13 protein-coding genes are annotated in these 13840 nt (G+C 33.2%); 7 read left to right on the top strand and 6 right to left on the bottom strand.

The window, feature by feature from the left end; genetic code table 11:
* Positions 1-22: 22 nt before the first annotated feature.
* Positions 23-1051: a threonine aldolase family protein gene (locus tag J7E44_RS01015; protein WP_214824605.1), complete on the bottom strand. Its 1029-nt coding sequence runs from the start codon at positions 1049-1051 to the stop codon at positions 23-25.
* A gap of 85 nt (positions 1052-1136) precedes the next feature.
* On the opposite strand from J7E44_RS01015, the gene J7E44_RS01010 reads away from it, so the two are divergent.
* Complete coding sequence (locus J7E44_RS01010) at positions 1137-1790, top strand: metal-dependent transcriptional regulator (protein WP_214824602.1); 654 nt, start codon at positions 1137-1139, stop codon at positions 1788-1790.
* A 56-nt stretch (positions 1791-1846) separates the two neighbouring features.
* On the opposite strand, the gene J7E44_RS01005 is transcribed toward J7E44_RS01010, so the two are convergent.
* Positions 1847-4276, bottom strand: coding sequence for a TonB-dependent receptor (locus J7E44_RS01005; RefSeq protein ID WP_214824599.1), 2430 nt, complete (start codon positions 4274-4276; stop codon positions 1847-1849).
* A gap of 307 nt (positions 4277-4583) precedes the next feature.
* On the opposite strand from J7E44_RS01005, the gene J7E44_RS01000 reads away from it, so the two are divergent.
* Complete coding sequence (locus J7E44_RS01000) at positions 4584-5312, top strand: subclass B1 metallo-beta-lactamase IND-17 (RefSeq protein ID WP_214824597.1); 729 nt, start codon at positions 4584-4586, stop codon at positions 5310-5312.
* 107 nt (positions 5313-5419) lie between these two features.
* On the opposite strand, the gene J7E44_RS00995 is transcribed toward J7E44_RS01000, so the two are convergent.
* Genes J7E44_RS00995 through J7E44_RS00985 form a run of 3 tightly spaced genes read right to left on the bottom strand, consistent with a single transcriptional unit; the run spans position 5420 to position 8483 of the window.
* Complete coding sequence (locus tag J7E44_RS00995; protein WP_214824595.1) at positions 5420-6559, bottom strand: hypothetical protein; 1140 nt, start codon at positions 6557-6559, stop codon at positions 5420-5422.
* 25 nt (positions 6560-6584) lie between these two features.
* Positions 6585-7487, bottom strand: a complete 903-nt coding sequence (locus tag J7E44_RS00990; RefSeq protein ID WP_214824592.1) for a TssN family type VI secretion system protein — start codon at positions 7485-7487, stop codon at positions 6585-6587.
* Positions 7488-7541: 54 nt separating this feature from the next.
* Complete coding sequence (locus J7E44_RS00985; RefSeq protein WP_214824590.1) at positions 7542-8483, bottom strand: type VI secretion system baseplate subunit TssG; 942 nt, start codon at positions 8481-8483, stop codon at positions 7542-7544.
* 417 nt (positions 8484-8900) lie between these two features.
* Between J7E44_RS00985 and J7E44_RS00980 the strand changes: the two genes are divergently transcribed.
* From J7E44_RS00980 to J7E44_RS00960, 5 genes are all read left to right on the top strand, one after another.
* Complete coding sequence (locus J7E44_RS00980) at positions 8901-9692, top strand: S1/P1 nuclease (RefSeq protein ID WP_214824588.1); 792 nt, start codon at positions 8901-8903, stop codon at positions 9690-9692.
* Between the two features lie 210 nt (positions 9693-9902).
* Complete coding sequence (locus J7E44_RS00975) at positions 9903-10769, top strand: sigma-70 family RNA polymerase sigma factor (RefSeq protein ID WP_055859010.1); 867 nt, start codon at positions 9903-9905, stop codon at positions 10767-10769.
* Between the two features lie 290 nt (positions 10770-11059).
* Positions 11060-11653 (top strand): hypothetical protein, encoded by a 594-nt coding sequence (locus J7E44_RS00970; RefSeq protein WP_214824586.1) that lies wholly within the window; start codon positions 11060-11062, stop codon positions 11651-11653.
* A gap of 28 nt (positions 11654-11681) precedes the next feature.
* Complete coding sequence (locus J7E44_RS00965) at positions 11682-12191, top strand: GNAT family N-acetyltransferase (protein WP_214824584.1); 510 nt, start codon at positions 11682-11684, stop codon at positions 12189-12191.
* Positions 12192-12224: 33 nt separating this feature from the next.
* Positions 12225-13343 carry an FAD-dependent monooxygenase gene (locus tag J7E44_RS00960; RefSeq protein WP_214824569.1) on the top strand — a complete coding sequence of 373 codons (1119 nt, stop codon included), beginning with the start codon at positions 12225-12227 and terminating at the stop codon, positions 13341-13343.
* A 21-nt stretch (positions 13344-13364) separates the two neighbouring features.
* Here the strand turns inward: J7E44_RS00960 and J7E44_RS00955 are convergent, their stop codons facing one another.
* Entirely contained in the window at positions 13365-13817 is a 453-nt protein-coding gene (locus J7E44_RS00955) for a hypothetical protein (RefSeq protein WP_214824567.1), read from the bottom strand.
* Between the last annotated feature and the right edge of the window lie 23 nt (positions 13818-13840).

Genomic DNA, 13840 nt, shown 5'->3' with positions numbered 1-13840 from the left:
GGCTGTTTTTTATTTATAATTCTTAGTTGTTTTTAATAGTTTCTATAAAATCATCTACCCCTTTATCAGAAGTATTCCAGGAGGTTATTAACCGTATAGCAGAAGATTGATCATCTATTTTTTTCCACACATAAAATTCAAATTTCTCCGCCAGGATCTCAATCAGATCATTATTTAAAACAGGAAATATCTGATTGGTATACGAATCAGAAAGAAAAGAAGCTCCCCTTTCCTGTAAAGCATTTTTTATTTTCATAGCCTGCTGATTAGCATGTTTCGCCAGATCAAAATAAAGATCATTTTTCATCAGTTCTAAAAACTGAATTCCAAGAAGTCTTCCTTTAGCCAACATGGCTCCTTTTTGTTTAATGCTAAAACCAAAATTCTCCTTAAGAACAGGGTTATTGATCACAATCGCCTCTCCTATTAATGCTCCATTTTTAGTTCCACCTAAATAGAAAATATCAGTTAATTCCGCTATTTTTTCTAAAGTCAGATCACTAGTTTCAGCTGTTAATCCATGACCTAATCTTGCCCCATCCATGAACAGATATAAGTTATTCTGCTTACAAAAACTGGAAAGATATTCCAATTCCTTCCTATTATAGGTTGTTCCTAATTCAGTAGAATTTGAAATATAAACCAGCTTAGGCATCACCTGATGCGGAACATTGCTATGTCCTTCCAATACAGGAATAATATCTGATGGTCTTAATTTACCATCTTCAGTATCAATACTTAAGATCTTATGCCCCGTTGCCTCAATAGCACCAGCTTCATTATTTAATATATGTCCGGTAGCAGCAGAAATAGCCGCTTGATAAGGTCTTAAAATCGAAGAAATAACAATCAGGTTTGCTTGTGTTCCTCCAGAAACAAAATAAATTTCAGAATCTTTACGGCCTATCTTTTCTCTGATCAATTCTTTAGCTTCTAAACAATATCTATCCTCTCCATAGCCAGCTTCCTGTTCAAGGTTAGATTGTAAAAGTGCTTGTAATATATTAGGGTGACACCCCTCTGAGTAATCGTTTTTAAAAGAAAATTTCATAAGACAAAATTAAAAAAACTTAAAGGAACAAGCATAAAATTTTCACAAAATTTTGTTAGATTTGTAGTTAAAATCATCTAACATTTTGAAAACAACATTAACAGAAGAAAATTATCTGAAAGCTTTGTTTCATTTGGTTGATAATGAAGGTAAAGTAACAATTAACGAACTCAGCAAATTTCTAAATGTAAAAATGCCAAGCGTTAATAATATGATGAAGAAATTTGCAGAAAAGAGCTGGGTAATTTATGAGACCTACAAACCCCTTCGTGTCACTGATAAAGGAAAACGGGAGGCTGCTTTGGTGGTTCGCAAGCACAGGCTTACAGAAATGTTCCTGGTAAAAAAGATGAACTTCGGCTGGGAAAATGTTCATGAAATTGCAGAACAGCTGGAGCATGTACATTCTCAGGTCTTTTTTGATAAAATGGATGAAATTTTAGATTATCCAAAATTCGATCCTCATGGAGAACCTATTCCTGATAAAGATGGCAATATCATCGCTCAGGATTTGCAGAAATTAAGCAATTGTGAAGTTGGTGAAACTGTAATTTTTGCTTCTGTCACATTATCTGATGATGCTTTTTTAAGTTATCTTACAGAAAGAAAGTTACTGCTGAATACCAGAATTAAGATCATAAAAATCGAAAACTTTGACAAATCTGTCACTATAGAAATTGAAGGAAAAAGAGAGGTCCTTAGTAAAAAAGCAACCGAGAAAATATTAGTCAAAAAATAAAATAAAAAAGGTGGTTTTGAGAGCTTCAGCCACCTTTTTTGTTCTTAAGTTCCAACTTAAAAAGGAACAATAAGTTTCAACGACACATTTCTTCCCATATTATAAATATTTCCCAAATACTTTAGTCTGCTAAGATGTGATTGATAAGCACGATCGAACACATTATTCACCTGAAGCAATAGGACTGCAGAATGGTTTTCAGAATAGTTCATGTTAACAGAGATCCCTATATTAACTAAAGTATAATCTTTTGTTGCCGTTTCTGTATCATTCAAACCCAAATATCTGTTTTGTGCTGCTGAAAATTCCACGTCCGCTGTAGGAGTCATGGATGAAAAGACTTTTGATCGGGTAGCTATTTTCTGTGATATGCTACTGGATAGTTTTAGCGGAGAAATCAAAGGAAGATGCTCTCCGTTATTTCCTTTACTTTTAAACATCTTATCACGGTTAAATCCATAAATAAGAGACAGACTGGTTTCAAAGTTAAATCCTTTCCATTTTTCCGGATGTAGTGATAGCCATGCTTCCATACCATAAAGTTGAGCAGAGGCCTGCTGATACTGATAGGTCTTATTTCCCTGAGCGTCGACAAGAGGATTTCCTTGTCCGTCTACTAGTAATGAAAGATAGATATAATTCTGAATATGATTATTAAACCAGCTTACATCTGCTGAGAAATCTTTGAAACGTGTACTTACCCCCAGATCTTCCTGCAATGAGAATTCAGGATTGAAATCCCTGTTTCCTTTATAGATAATATGAGCTCCCGGATCCAGTCCATTGGAACCAATCTCCGTAATATTTGGTGCCCTGTAGCTTCTTCCAATATTAGCTTTAAGACTGATCTGTTTTGTTAATTGAAAAGCAGATCCTATGCTAGCTGATACCCCGCCAAAAGTTTTGCTGTATGATGGAAATCTCAATTCAGCATGAGAAGATACCTGAGTAGCCTGTTCTTCAAACTGGTTTACCGGATTGGTCTGTACATAGAAATTATTCCACCTGACATTTCGGATGTCATAACGGGCACCACCACTGATGTTCAATCTCTTATATTTCCATTTGGCATAAGCGTAGACACCACCTTCACTTAAGTCATAATCAGGAATAGGAAAATCCGTGGCAGATTTGTTTTTATTATTTTGCATCATTCCGTTAACACCTGCAGAAATTTCAAAAGAAGAAAACTTGGGAAAATTATAGCGGACTCCATAATTTAAAGTATTAAGCTGAACATACATTCCCGGCTGGGAAGGTAAAGTCGGGTGATTATATTCCCTACGGATATTTTTCTGCAAAGCAAGCTGAACATCCAGGTCTCCTTTTCCAATTTGTTGAGTATGCTGCGCATAAAGTCGGTAATGCTGAATTCTCTGATGTAAAGGTGAAAGAGCATATGAATTGAGTTCTCTCTCTGAAACAATGGGTCTTTTTTCTACATCATCATCTTCACCCTCTCCCACCTGATATGTAAATTTTCCGGTCTTAGCGTCACGACTACCATCTGGTATCCCCTGAAGATTATCATATAGTGTAAAATTAAGTTTCGAAAAGCTGGTTCTTGTTTTACGTCCTAATAGAAAGGAAAAGTTCTTTTCCTCAAAATTGGTATTATATACTCTCCCATCCATAGAATTTCTATAGTTTTTTGCCATTCTATAAGAAGCATTTAATGAGGCTATGAAAGAATTCTTCTTATAATCAAATTGCATCCCATTTCCTATAAGACTATTATTACCCTGATACTCGCTGGTTATTTTTCCATGAATAATACCATCATCCTGAGTAGGAATATGAGGAAATAGGCTAACGACACCAGCCAGTGCATCAGAACCAAACATCAAACTGGCAGGTCCTTTTATCACTTCTGCACGCTCAACTATATAAGGAGCTACTTCTATACCGTGCTCATCTCCCCATTGCTGACCTTCTTGCCGTATTCCATCATAGAGTGTTAATACACGGTTATATCCCAGTCCTCTGATAAAAGGTTTGGAAATATTAGGTCCTGTCTCTACCACACTCAGACCCGGAGCTGATTTTACCAAAGAACTGATAATATTAGTAGCTATCGTCTTTTCAATCTGTTTGGAAGAAATACTTATAATAGCAACTGGATTCTCTTTAATTAAAGTTTCTTTTGAAACTCCTGTTATCACTACTTCATCAATTTTATTACTGTCGCGGATCAATAAAATATTTGGAATCACGGTATGCTTTTTCTCTATGGAAACTTCCTGCTCCATATTTTCATATCCTTTAGCTTTAATTAAAAGTTTATAATTTCCCGGAACTATATTTTTAATCGTATAATTTCCGTTTTTATCGGTGGTTGTTTTTGTCTGTGTATCTTTTAATATTACTTCAGTATCTGAAGATCCTCCGTTTTCAAAAAATACTCTTCCCGTTGCTTCTCCATCCTGTGCTTTTACTGTGGAAATAATAAAAACACCTAATACTGACAGAATAAATCTAAAGTTCATATACATCATATTTAACCGTGATTAGTTTAAAACTTAGTTTCAACTTTAAAAGAAACCCTATTTTAATAAAAAGCAAAAGTATTAAAAAAAAACAAACTAATGCAACTTTGTTGCATTAGTTTAAAAACTTTACAAAAGCAAATTGATTAAAATATAGAACCATAAATACGCTCAACCGTTAAAAAACGGTTAAATTCTATTCCATAAATGCTCAATATTTTAATTTTAATTAGGTTTGCAAAACTTTCTGCTTCGATTCCGTCTTTTCCTAAAAGCAGTAAAATTTTAATTATCATTCAAAAAAATTATGAGAAAAAGTATTCGATTTTTAATTATTTCCGTTTTGTTTTTAAGTCAGTTTGTTAATGCTCAGGTAAGAGATTTTGTGATCGAACCTCCCATTAAACCCAATCTGTATATTTACAAAACTTTTGGTGTATTTGGAGGCAGAGAATATTCTACCAATGCGATGTATCTAGTTACCAAAAAAGGAGTCGTTCTCTTTGATGTGCCTTGGCAGAAAACGCAATATCAAAGCCTGATGGATACTATAAAAAAACGCCATAACCTACCGATTATTGCTGTATTTGCAACACATTCGCATGATGATAGAGCGGGAGATTTAAGTTTTTACAATAATAAAGGAATTAAAACTTACGCAACTGTAAAAACCAATGAGCTATTGAAGAAAGAAGGAAAAGCTACATCAAGTGAGATCACAAAAACAGGAAAGCCTTATCGTATAGGAGGAGAAGAGTTTGTTGTAGATTTTCTTGGAGAAGGGCACACTGCAGATAATGTCGTGGTATGGTTTCCAAAATACAATATATTGGATGGTGGATGTCTTGTAAAAAGCAGAAATGCAACAGACTTGGGCTATACTGGTGAAGCCAATGTAAAGCAGTGGCCTTTGACAATGGCTAAACTAAAATCTAAGTACCCTGGAGCAACGATGGTTGTTCCCGGACATGACGAATGGAAAGGTGGAGGTCATGTAGAACATACACTGGAACTTCTAAATGAAAATAAAAAATAGAATTTAAAATAAAAAAGACTTGACAAATTGTTAGGTCTTTTTTGTTCTGTTTCTTAAAACAAAAAAATCCCGATAAACGGGATTTAATATATTTAAATGGTATTGGATTAATCTAAAACACTCCAACCTCTTTTCGGATTGGCATTATTAGATACTTCCTGTTCATTAACAATAATATTTTCTTTTCTCTGTCCGATATAATCCAGTTCACTTAGTTTAGAGAAAATCGTTTCCAAGCTTCTTAGCATCTGCTGAATGTACAGTAAAGGCTCTCCACAATTATGGTGATCATAATTGGTTTCAGCAACAATTGAAAGTTGATTAAGCAAGGTATGAGGAGCTATTTCACTCCATTCTAAACTATAGTTTAGCATCTCTTCCAATTCCGCAGGAACTAAAACTTGGGTAGTATTATATAAACGAAGTGCCAGTTTAGCAAAAGATTCGATTAAAAATATAGGTGGCTGCGAAGGAATGACATTTCTAAATTGAAAATACATATCGCCAAATGTATTGATCAGGGTACTACACAAAAATTTAACGTTTTGTGCTAAAGCTGTATTCTGATTTTTATGAGATGCCTTCTGAACGATCTTAAAAGCATACTGTTGTAAATTTCCAATAGATTTTGCAAAGCTTCCATAATAATCAACCAAAACAGGGTGACTCTGAATAGAAGTACATGGCGGAATAAAATTAGAATTAACCTGTGCGATATTTCCTTTTAAATCTACTTTCCCAACGATCAGATAATTTCCTCCTGAATAGCTGCTGTTTAAAGAAGTAACAGGAAGTAATTCAATATGATAATTAGGCTGTGCATTAGGATGACGCGGAGGTATTTCCTCAGGATCAATATCCCCAAAAGGTACTTTATCAAAAGGATTAACTGAAATTAAAATATAATATTCACCATCGGCCTGCTCTTCATTCATCGATTTTGCCAATGATTTTACACTCACTCTCCTATCACTCATCTCCATTCTGTAGCCTGCCAATGTAACAGCACTACAACGCTTGATCACCAATTGAACATCATTCGTTGCTGTATTATGAACATCAAATATTGTTTTATCGGTAAACTCATTGGAAATGGGAAGAAGCCCATAATTATATGGAGTAATTCCAAGTGAATTGGAATCTCTAATGGTATCAATTAAAAAATTATCCTGATCATTAAGGTGTCTCTGGGAAACTTTCATCCCATCTACCCAATTGATTGCAAAATGTTTAATAGGCTGTATCATATTAAATACTTTAAATTTTGTGTGGTTATGATTTTCTTGTTATTCCTTCTTCTTCATGCTGAATAACTCTTTTACAAATAACGACTTCATTTTCAGAAATTCCATTTGCCATGATATCCTGGTCAAAATCAATATACTTTCTGAAACTGAAAAACGATTTTTTGGTATAGAAGATCCAATAATAGGATTCTCTTTCTTCGTCTGTAAGATGAATGATCGACTTAGGGTTTTTATGATTGTAGTCATCCACCACTCTATAGAACCAGTCCCCAAAAGTTACCCCTGTTGGGAGTGTTTTAGCTTTAATTCTAAATCTGTTGGCATCTTCCAAATTTTTACTCAGTTCTACATTCAATACCATGAGTCTATCAAAATCCGCGCCTTCAAAATCAGGAAGCCTCTGATCCGGAGAATAACGCCATGTTTTATAAATATCAACCGGAATACTGATAAACTGAACATAACAGTAATGAAATACCATCGGAACAAGAAATATAATTACACTCGTCGCCGACATTACCGGATACCCTGTTCCCACACTCATCCATTTGAACAGAAGTACAAAGAGATACCCTCCAAAAGCAATACACGTCAATGAAAGTATAGATTCAAATAATATACTCATTGGCACAGATTCAATATGTTTTTTAAAATACCTGTCTAACAAATTTACATGGATAATACCAAAAATCAGATAGACGATTTGTGCAATAAGATACCAGTAAGGATTAAATAAATTCCCGGCAAATCCAAAAAAACCAGGTAAGGCTAAACATAAACTGCATAGCAGAACATAAATGATGATGACCTTAATTTTTATAGCAGGTTTATTTCGTCTGATTACACCTAGTATAATCATCATAATAACTGCTATTAAAGGCATTAAAATATATCTTAAAAAGATTCCTTTTACTGAAGAAATTTCCATTGGTCGTTTTTCAAATTTATAATGTATTGGTGCTTGTAAATATAGTAAAATATTTTACAGAAAGGTAGAGTATCCAAGGCGGTTCGCATTTCTTTCATCATCTTCCAGCTTAAACGAATATTCTTGTTTCTCTGTTATAAAATTCTCATGTATATCTACTGTCACAGGAAGGAAATAATCATATAAAGCCTGAAGCACTTTTCTGAAAGGATGTCCAGGAATATACATTTTCATATTTTCATAAGGAATAGGTCCTATATTGACCACCCAATTTCGCTGTCCATCCATGTGTCTGCCACTTGGAATGTAGGTAACCCCTAATCTTGAATTCCCCAATAACATTGAATCATCATTTTCTTCAATATCATCAATGACATTTGGAGTAAAGGTTATTTCTACCGGAACACGCAAAAAAGCAGTTAGACATCTTTCAAACCATCTTTTATCACCACGAATCTGATGAAAAAAAGGTAGGATGTGCATAAAGATGTACGCATTTTTCTGGTCAAGTTGTTTTACAATAGGCCAAAGTTCAGTAATGGTTTCAAGCAATGTATCGGTATCACTGGAAACTTCAAAATCAAACTCTTTTGATAAAGCGCTGATCTCTGTAAAAAATATCTCTAATTCGAAGGGACGAAAAAATTTTCTCGCGTCTTCCTCTACTTTTTTTTGTTTACGGATTTCCTTAACAACACCCTCTACGTTCTTTCTCGTAGTACTTAATGATGGTGGATGAAATAAGCCTTCCGGAAGATAATCATAGATCCCCTCTCTATAAGTCTCTATCGTAAATACTTCTTCATCAAATCCTAAATAATTGCTCGAAATACTCTTGATATCTTTTAAATAAGCCCTGTCATTGATTCCAATTCGGTCAATGAAAATATTGCTTACTGATCTGTGATATTTCAAAAGATTAACTGCTACCGATTCAGCTTTAAAATCGGTCTGCAGTTTATTGTAATGCATATCTACAATATTATTCTCATACATAGTGTTTCCCGTGATTATGACTTGTAAAGATAATATATCTCATGAGATGGAAAAAAAATATTATATAATTTTTACATTTCAAAGATAATATCATTATTAGTAGGAGTAAAAATATAAAATTTTTGTATAATCAAAGGCAGATGTAGATAAAAATTAAGGAATAAAAAACATTGATATACTATACTTGTACACTTTACTACTTAAAAAACATAATAAGATGCTTTATTAAGATACAGCTTAATATAAAATCATCTATAATATCGGAAAACATTCTATCATACTGATCTATTTAAACAAATGTTTCCTTCCTTTATTTAAATTAAATTTTATTAATCTCTTTCTCATAAGAAATTAATCTTTTTTATCTCTACTTATAAAAAGCTGGTTTATCTTTGCAGATTGAAAATGTTATTTACAATGAAAAGTATTTATTCTAAAATTTTAATTTTAGCATTCATCTCCTCTTCTCTTTATTCATTTGCATGGGGATTAACGGGGCACAGAATTATTGCAGAAATCGCAGAAAACCATCTTTCCGGAAAAGCAAGAAGGGAAATCAGAAAAATAATGGGTCAGGAACGTCTTGCTTATTGGGCAAACTGGCCGGATTTTATTAAATCTGATACCACAGGCGTTTGGAAACAGGCTTCAGCATGGCATTATGTAAATATAGCGCCGCAAGCTGATTTTAAAACATTTGAGCAAAATTTAAAAGCTCAGGCAGGTCCAAGTCTTTATTCTCAGGTAAAAACATTATCTGCACAGGTAAAAGATGAAAAAACATCTGAAAAAGACAGAAAAATTGCTTTGGTATTCCTTATTCATATAATGGGAGATCTTGCACAGCCTTTGCATGTCGGAAGAGCTGAAGATTTAGGAGGCAACAAAATCAATGTAACTTATTTTGGAGATAAAACAAACTTACATTCAGTATGGGACGGGAAATTAGTAGATTCTCAAAAATACAGCTATACGGAATATTCAAGGTTATTGGATATTAAATCTAAGGATGAAGTAAAGCAGATCCAATACGGAACATTAGAAGATTGGTTATATGATTCTCATAAAATTGCCAATAAAATCTATGCACAAACTCCTGATGGTTCAAATTTATCTTTCGATTATCAGTATAAATTTAATGATACATTAGAAAGACAGCTTCTTTACGGAGGTTTAAGACTAGCAAAACTATTGAATGATTTATTTTAATTGAAAGATTAATGGATCTCAGTTTATGTTAACATCAAATTGAAACCAACATTCATGATCAGCTATCATAAAAATACAGGCAGAACTTCGGTTTTGCCTTTTTTGTTTTCATAAAATTCAGCTTAAGTTTAAAAAAAATTAAAACTAGTGTAACCTTTTAACCTCTTCAAGCGTATAATATATAGTAACTCTAGTTTGAGGATAAAATAAATGAGACAGTTAAAAATTACTAAGCAGGTAACCAACAGGGAAACTGCTTCACTAGACAAGTATTTGCAGGAAATTGGTAAGGTAGAATTGATTACTGCAGACGAAGAAGTAGATTTGGCACAGAAAATTCGTGCAGGTGACAGAGCCGCATTGGAAAAATTAATCAAAGCCAACCTTCGTTTCGTAGTTTCTGTATCTAAACAATATCAAAACCAAGGTCTTTCTTTACCCGATTTGATCAATGAAGGTAACTTAGGACTTATGAAAGCTGCAAAAAGATATGATGAGACCAGAGGTTTCAAATTTATCTCTTACGCAGTTTGGTGGATTCGTCAATCAATTTTACAGGCTTTGGCAGAACAGTCAAGAATTGTAAGATTACCACTAAACAAGATTGGCTCAATTAACAAAATTAATAAAGCATACGCTCACCTTGAGCAGGAAAATGAAAGACCACCTTCTCCGGAAGAATTGGCTGAAGTTCTTGACATGAGTGAAGAAGACATTAAAGAATCTATGAAAAACTCCGGTAGACACTTGTCTATGGATGCACCTTTAGTAGAAGGTGAAGATTCTAATCTTTATGATGTATTACGTTCTGGAGAATCTCCAAGTCCTGATAAAGATCTAATGCTTGAATCTCTTCAAATTGAGATCGAAAGAGCATTGAATACTTTAACTCCAAGAGAAGCAGATCTTGTAAGATTGTACTTCGGATTAAACGGAAAACATCCAATGACTTTGGAAGAAATTGGTGAAACTTTTGACCTAACGAGAGAAAGAGTTCGTCAGATCAAAGAAAAAGCAATCAAAAGACTAAAACATAATACAAGAAGTAAGATTTTGAAATCTTACCTAGGTAAATAATTTAGCCTAAATAATTAATTAGCGGAGTTTGATTTTTCAGACTCCGTTTTTTTTATCTTTATATTACATCTTCAACTAATTAAATAATCATAAAATTTGTCATTCAGAATGAAGCGTAAGGGGAATGAAGAATCTCAAAAAAAGATAAATTATTAATGGATTCTCCCATAGTCGAAATGACAGTCCTAATGGCAGTGAAATTATAAGTTATTGAGCCCGATGAATATCAGCTTGATCATCAGTAAAAATCTATTTTATTTGCTTATTTTTAATACTTATAAATGGTAATTATGAAAAAAATACTATTAACCTCTGCGCTGGTTTTATTTTTATTTTCCTGTACAGAAAATAAGTCTGAAAACACTCCTATCCCGGATAATGTTGTAGATAATGCAGAATCTTCTGTATCAGGTTCATTTAAAAGTGGACGGAGTGAAGATATGATCGATCAGATTTATTCTGAACTTATTAAAAACGATAAAAACCTTCAGGCACTGGATGATAAAATAAAAAGCATCAATCAGGAAGCAGGTAAAGTTATCTTCGAATATAAAAAAGTCTTTGATAAATCTGAATCCTATTATCGCGATGCTGAATATCATACCAGTTCAATAAGCGATTCCCTGATGAAAAAGGAAATCACAAAATCTATTAAAGCAAGCTCCGATACATACTTTTCAAAAGTTAAAAACATCAAGGACTTAATCAATCAGGTGAATACCAATGAAAAGAAAATGAATGATTTATACACCGTTTTTAAAGTCAATAAAACACTTCCTGAAATTGAAAAATATCAGAATGCACATCCTTTGAAGCCAGATCATTTAAATAGCTTCATCAACAAACAAAATAAACTATTGACCGAATTAAAAAATTTGAAATAATTCAAAATAAAAGTCTATAAAAGTCACAATGATGCAATATACCACTCAATGGCTCAATGATAAAAGCCGTGTTAAGGAATTAGTAGATTTTTTTATTACCCATAAAACAGAATCTTATATTTCGCACGGAGAAATAATATCCGGCCGAGCTGAAAATACTCACGAATGGAGTTCAAATCTTGAGTCTATACTAACAGACCAGCTTACTACCGATTTTAACTCAGAAGATTCTTCTTCCTCAAAATTAGAAATTTTAATTGCAGAAAATAATGATGGCAACATCATTGGAATGTTGGTATTTAATGTGATCTACAGTGGTTTTAAAAAATATGCTGTTTTAGAAGATATGCTGTTGAATAATGCTTTCCGTGGACAATCTATTGGAAGTGCTTTACTGGAAAATGCCATTCAGGAATCTAAAAATTGGAATGTCAGCTTTATTCTTTTAGAAAGTGGGATAGATAATAAAGGAGCACATCATTTCTTTGAAAAATATGGCTTCACAAAAGTATCAGAAAATTACATTCTGACGATGTAAAACAAACTTTCAAATTAACAACTTCATCTGCTTATGAATTCTATTTCAATAATTGGAGCCGGAATTGGCGGTTTAACACTTGGAAATATCCTAAAACAGCAACATATGGATTTTAGTATCTATGATTCTGTACCGGAAATAAAACCAGTGGGGGCCGGAATTATGATGGCTATGAATGCCATGCAGGTTTTTGATCAGTTGGGATTAAAACAGAAAATTGAAGAAGCCGGTAATAAAATCCATAAAATATCGATTACCAATCAATATCTAAAACCTATTTCTGATACCAATAGCCTTGAATTTGAAAAGAAATTTAATTCATGTAATGTGGCGATTCACAGAGCAGAATTACAGAGAATTCTCGCTGAAAACATGGGTATTGAAAACATTCAGCTCAATTATAACTTAAAACAAATTATAAAAAAAGAAAATTACCATCTCCATTTTGAAAATAGAGAGGAAATAGAAAGTACTGTTGTTTTTGGCGCTGATGGAATTAAATCAAACATTCGTAATCAAATTCTAAAAACAGGAACAATCCGGGATACAAAACAAAAATGCTGGCGTGGACTGGTCGATTTTGAATTACCGGAAAAATATAATCAGGAAGCCCTTGAGACATGGGGAGTTGGTAAACGCTTTGGCTTTGTAAGAATATCAGATAAAAAAGTCTATTGGTATGCAGTGATCAAAGACAAAAATCTGAACCCGGATACTGATCTGCTTTCTACTTATAGCGATTTTGATCCTTTAGTTATTAAAATTTTAGAAGCAACAGATCCTAAAAATATTATTTTCAACGACATTACAGACCTTTCTCCCATCCCAAAATGGCATTCAGACAACTTATGCCTCATTGGTGATTCTGCGCACGCAACGACTCCTAATATGGGTCAGGGAGCTTGCCAGGCAATAGAAGATGCTTACATTATTGGTAAATTATTAGAAAAGAGTAAAAATTTCAATTCTGTTTTTGAAGACTTTCAAAAAATAAGAAGAAAAAAAGTAGATTATATTGTCAGTACAAGCCGACAGGTTGGAAACATTTCACAATGGCAATATGGAACCTCTCTCCGTAATTTTTTAATAGGTATTATCCCTGAAAGTATCAACAAAAAAATGATTGAAAAAATAGCGACGCTGGAAATGTAACGAATTAGTCATCATATGATCCTAATCACCCCATTCTACAAATGTTTCTGTCCCGTCGATTTTTCCACTAAATATACCTTTCACTTTTATTCTTGGGGTATTAAGTTTTAAATAATTATCAAAGACAAGTTGATTTTGATAATTTTTTTCTGCTTTTACCCACTCTTCACTAGATCCATTTATTATATTCAAGCTTTCAAAAGATTTAATTTTTCTCTCTTTAGCATATTCAACAGAATGCGGGATTTTCGTTTCATTAGACGTATCCAACCAATAGAGCCAATAATTCCAAATTTCTTTTCCCAGTTTAAAAATATCTTCTGATAAAGGCGTTAATAGATATTCATCCGTCCAGTCATCCTCCTTTTCAGAAAAAATATTTGCATAATAGTAAGGTTGGCCACTGAAGTCAGCAATTCCTTCAATGATAGTCATATCCAAATAATTATCAACACTATATACTTTTTCTTTCATCATGCATTCAATTAATCTTTTGT

Source organism: Chryseobacterium sp. ISL-6 (genome assembly GCF_018613715.1).
Taxonomy (GTDB): domain Bacteria; phylum Bacteroidota; class Bacteroidia; order Flavobacteriales; family Weeksellaceae; genus Chryseobacterium; species Chryseobacterium paludis.
Note: the sequence above shows the minus strand (reverse complement) of the source record. Positions and strands in the feature narration are given on the sequence as shown.

Bases quoted from the DNA above. Each gene is read 5' to 3' on its own strand.
- J7E44_RS00965 (WP_214824584.1), top strand. From the start codon at position 11,682: ATGATGCAATATACCACTCAATGGCTCAATGATAAAAGCCGTGTTAAG.
- J7E44_RS00955 (WP_214824567.1), bottom strand. From the start codon at position 13,817: ATGAAAGAAAAAGTATATAGTGTTGATAATTATTTGGATATGACTATC.
- J7E44_RS00980 (WP_214824588.1), top strand. From the start codon at position 8,901: ATGAAAAGTATTTATTCTAAAATTTTAATTTTAGCATTCATCTCCTCT.
- J7E44_RS00985 (WP_214824590.1), bottom strand. From the start codon at position 8,483: ATGTATGAGAATAATATTGTAGATATGCATTACAATAAACTGCAGACC.
- J7E44_RS00960 (WP_214824569.1), top strand. From the start codon at position 12,225: ATGAATTCTATTTCAATAATTGGAGCCGGAATTGGCGGTTTAACACTT.
- J7E44_RS00970 (WP_214824586.1), top strand. From the start codon at position 11,060: ATGAAAAAAATACTATTAACCTCTGCGCTGGTTTTATTTTTATTTTCC.
- J7E44_RS00990 (WP_214824592.1), bottom strand. From the start codon at position 7,487: ATGGAAATTTCTTCAGTAAAAGGAATCTTTTTAAGATATATTTTAATG.
- J7E44_RS01000 (WP_214824597.1), top strand. From the start codon at position 4,584: ATGAGAAAAAGTATTCGATTTTTAATTATTTCCGTTTTGTTTTTAAGT.
- J7E44_RS00975 (WP_055859010.1), top strand. From the start codon at position 9,903: ATGAGACAGTTAAAAATTACTAAGCAGGTAACCAACAGGGAAACTGCT.
- J7E44_RS01015 (WP_214824605.1), bottom strand. From the start codon at position 1,051: ATGAAATTTTCTTTTAAAAACGATTACTCAGAGGGGTGTCACCCTAAT.
- J7E44_RS01005 (WP_214824599.1), bottom strand. From the start codon at position 4,276: ATGAACTTTAGATTTATTCTGTCAGTATTAGGTGTTTTTATTATTTCC.
- J7E44_RS00995 (WP_214824595.1), bottom strand. From the start codon at position 6,559: ATGATACAGCCTATTAAACATTTTGCAATCAATTGGGTAGATGGGATG.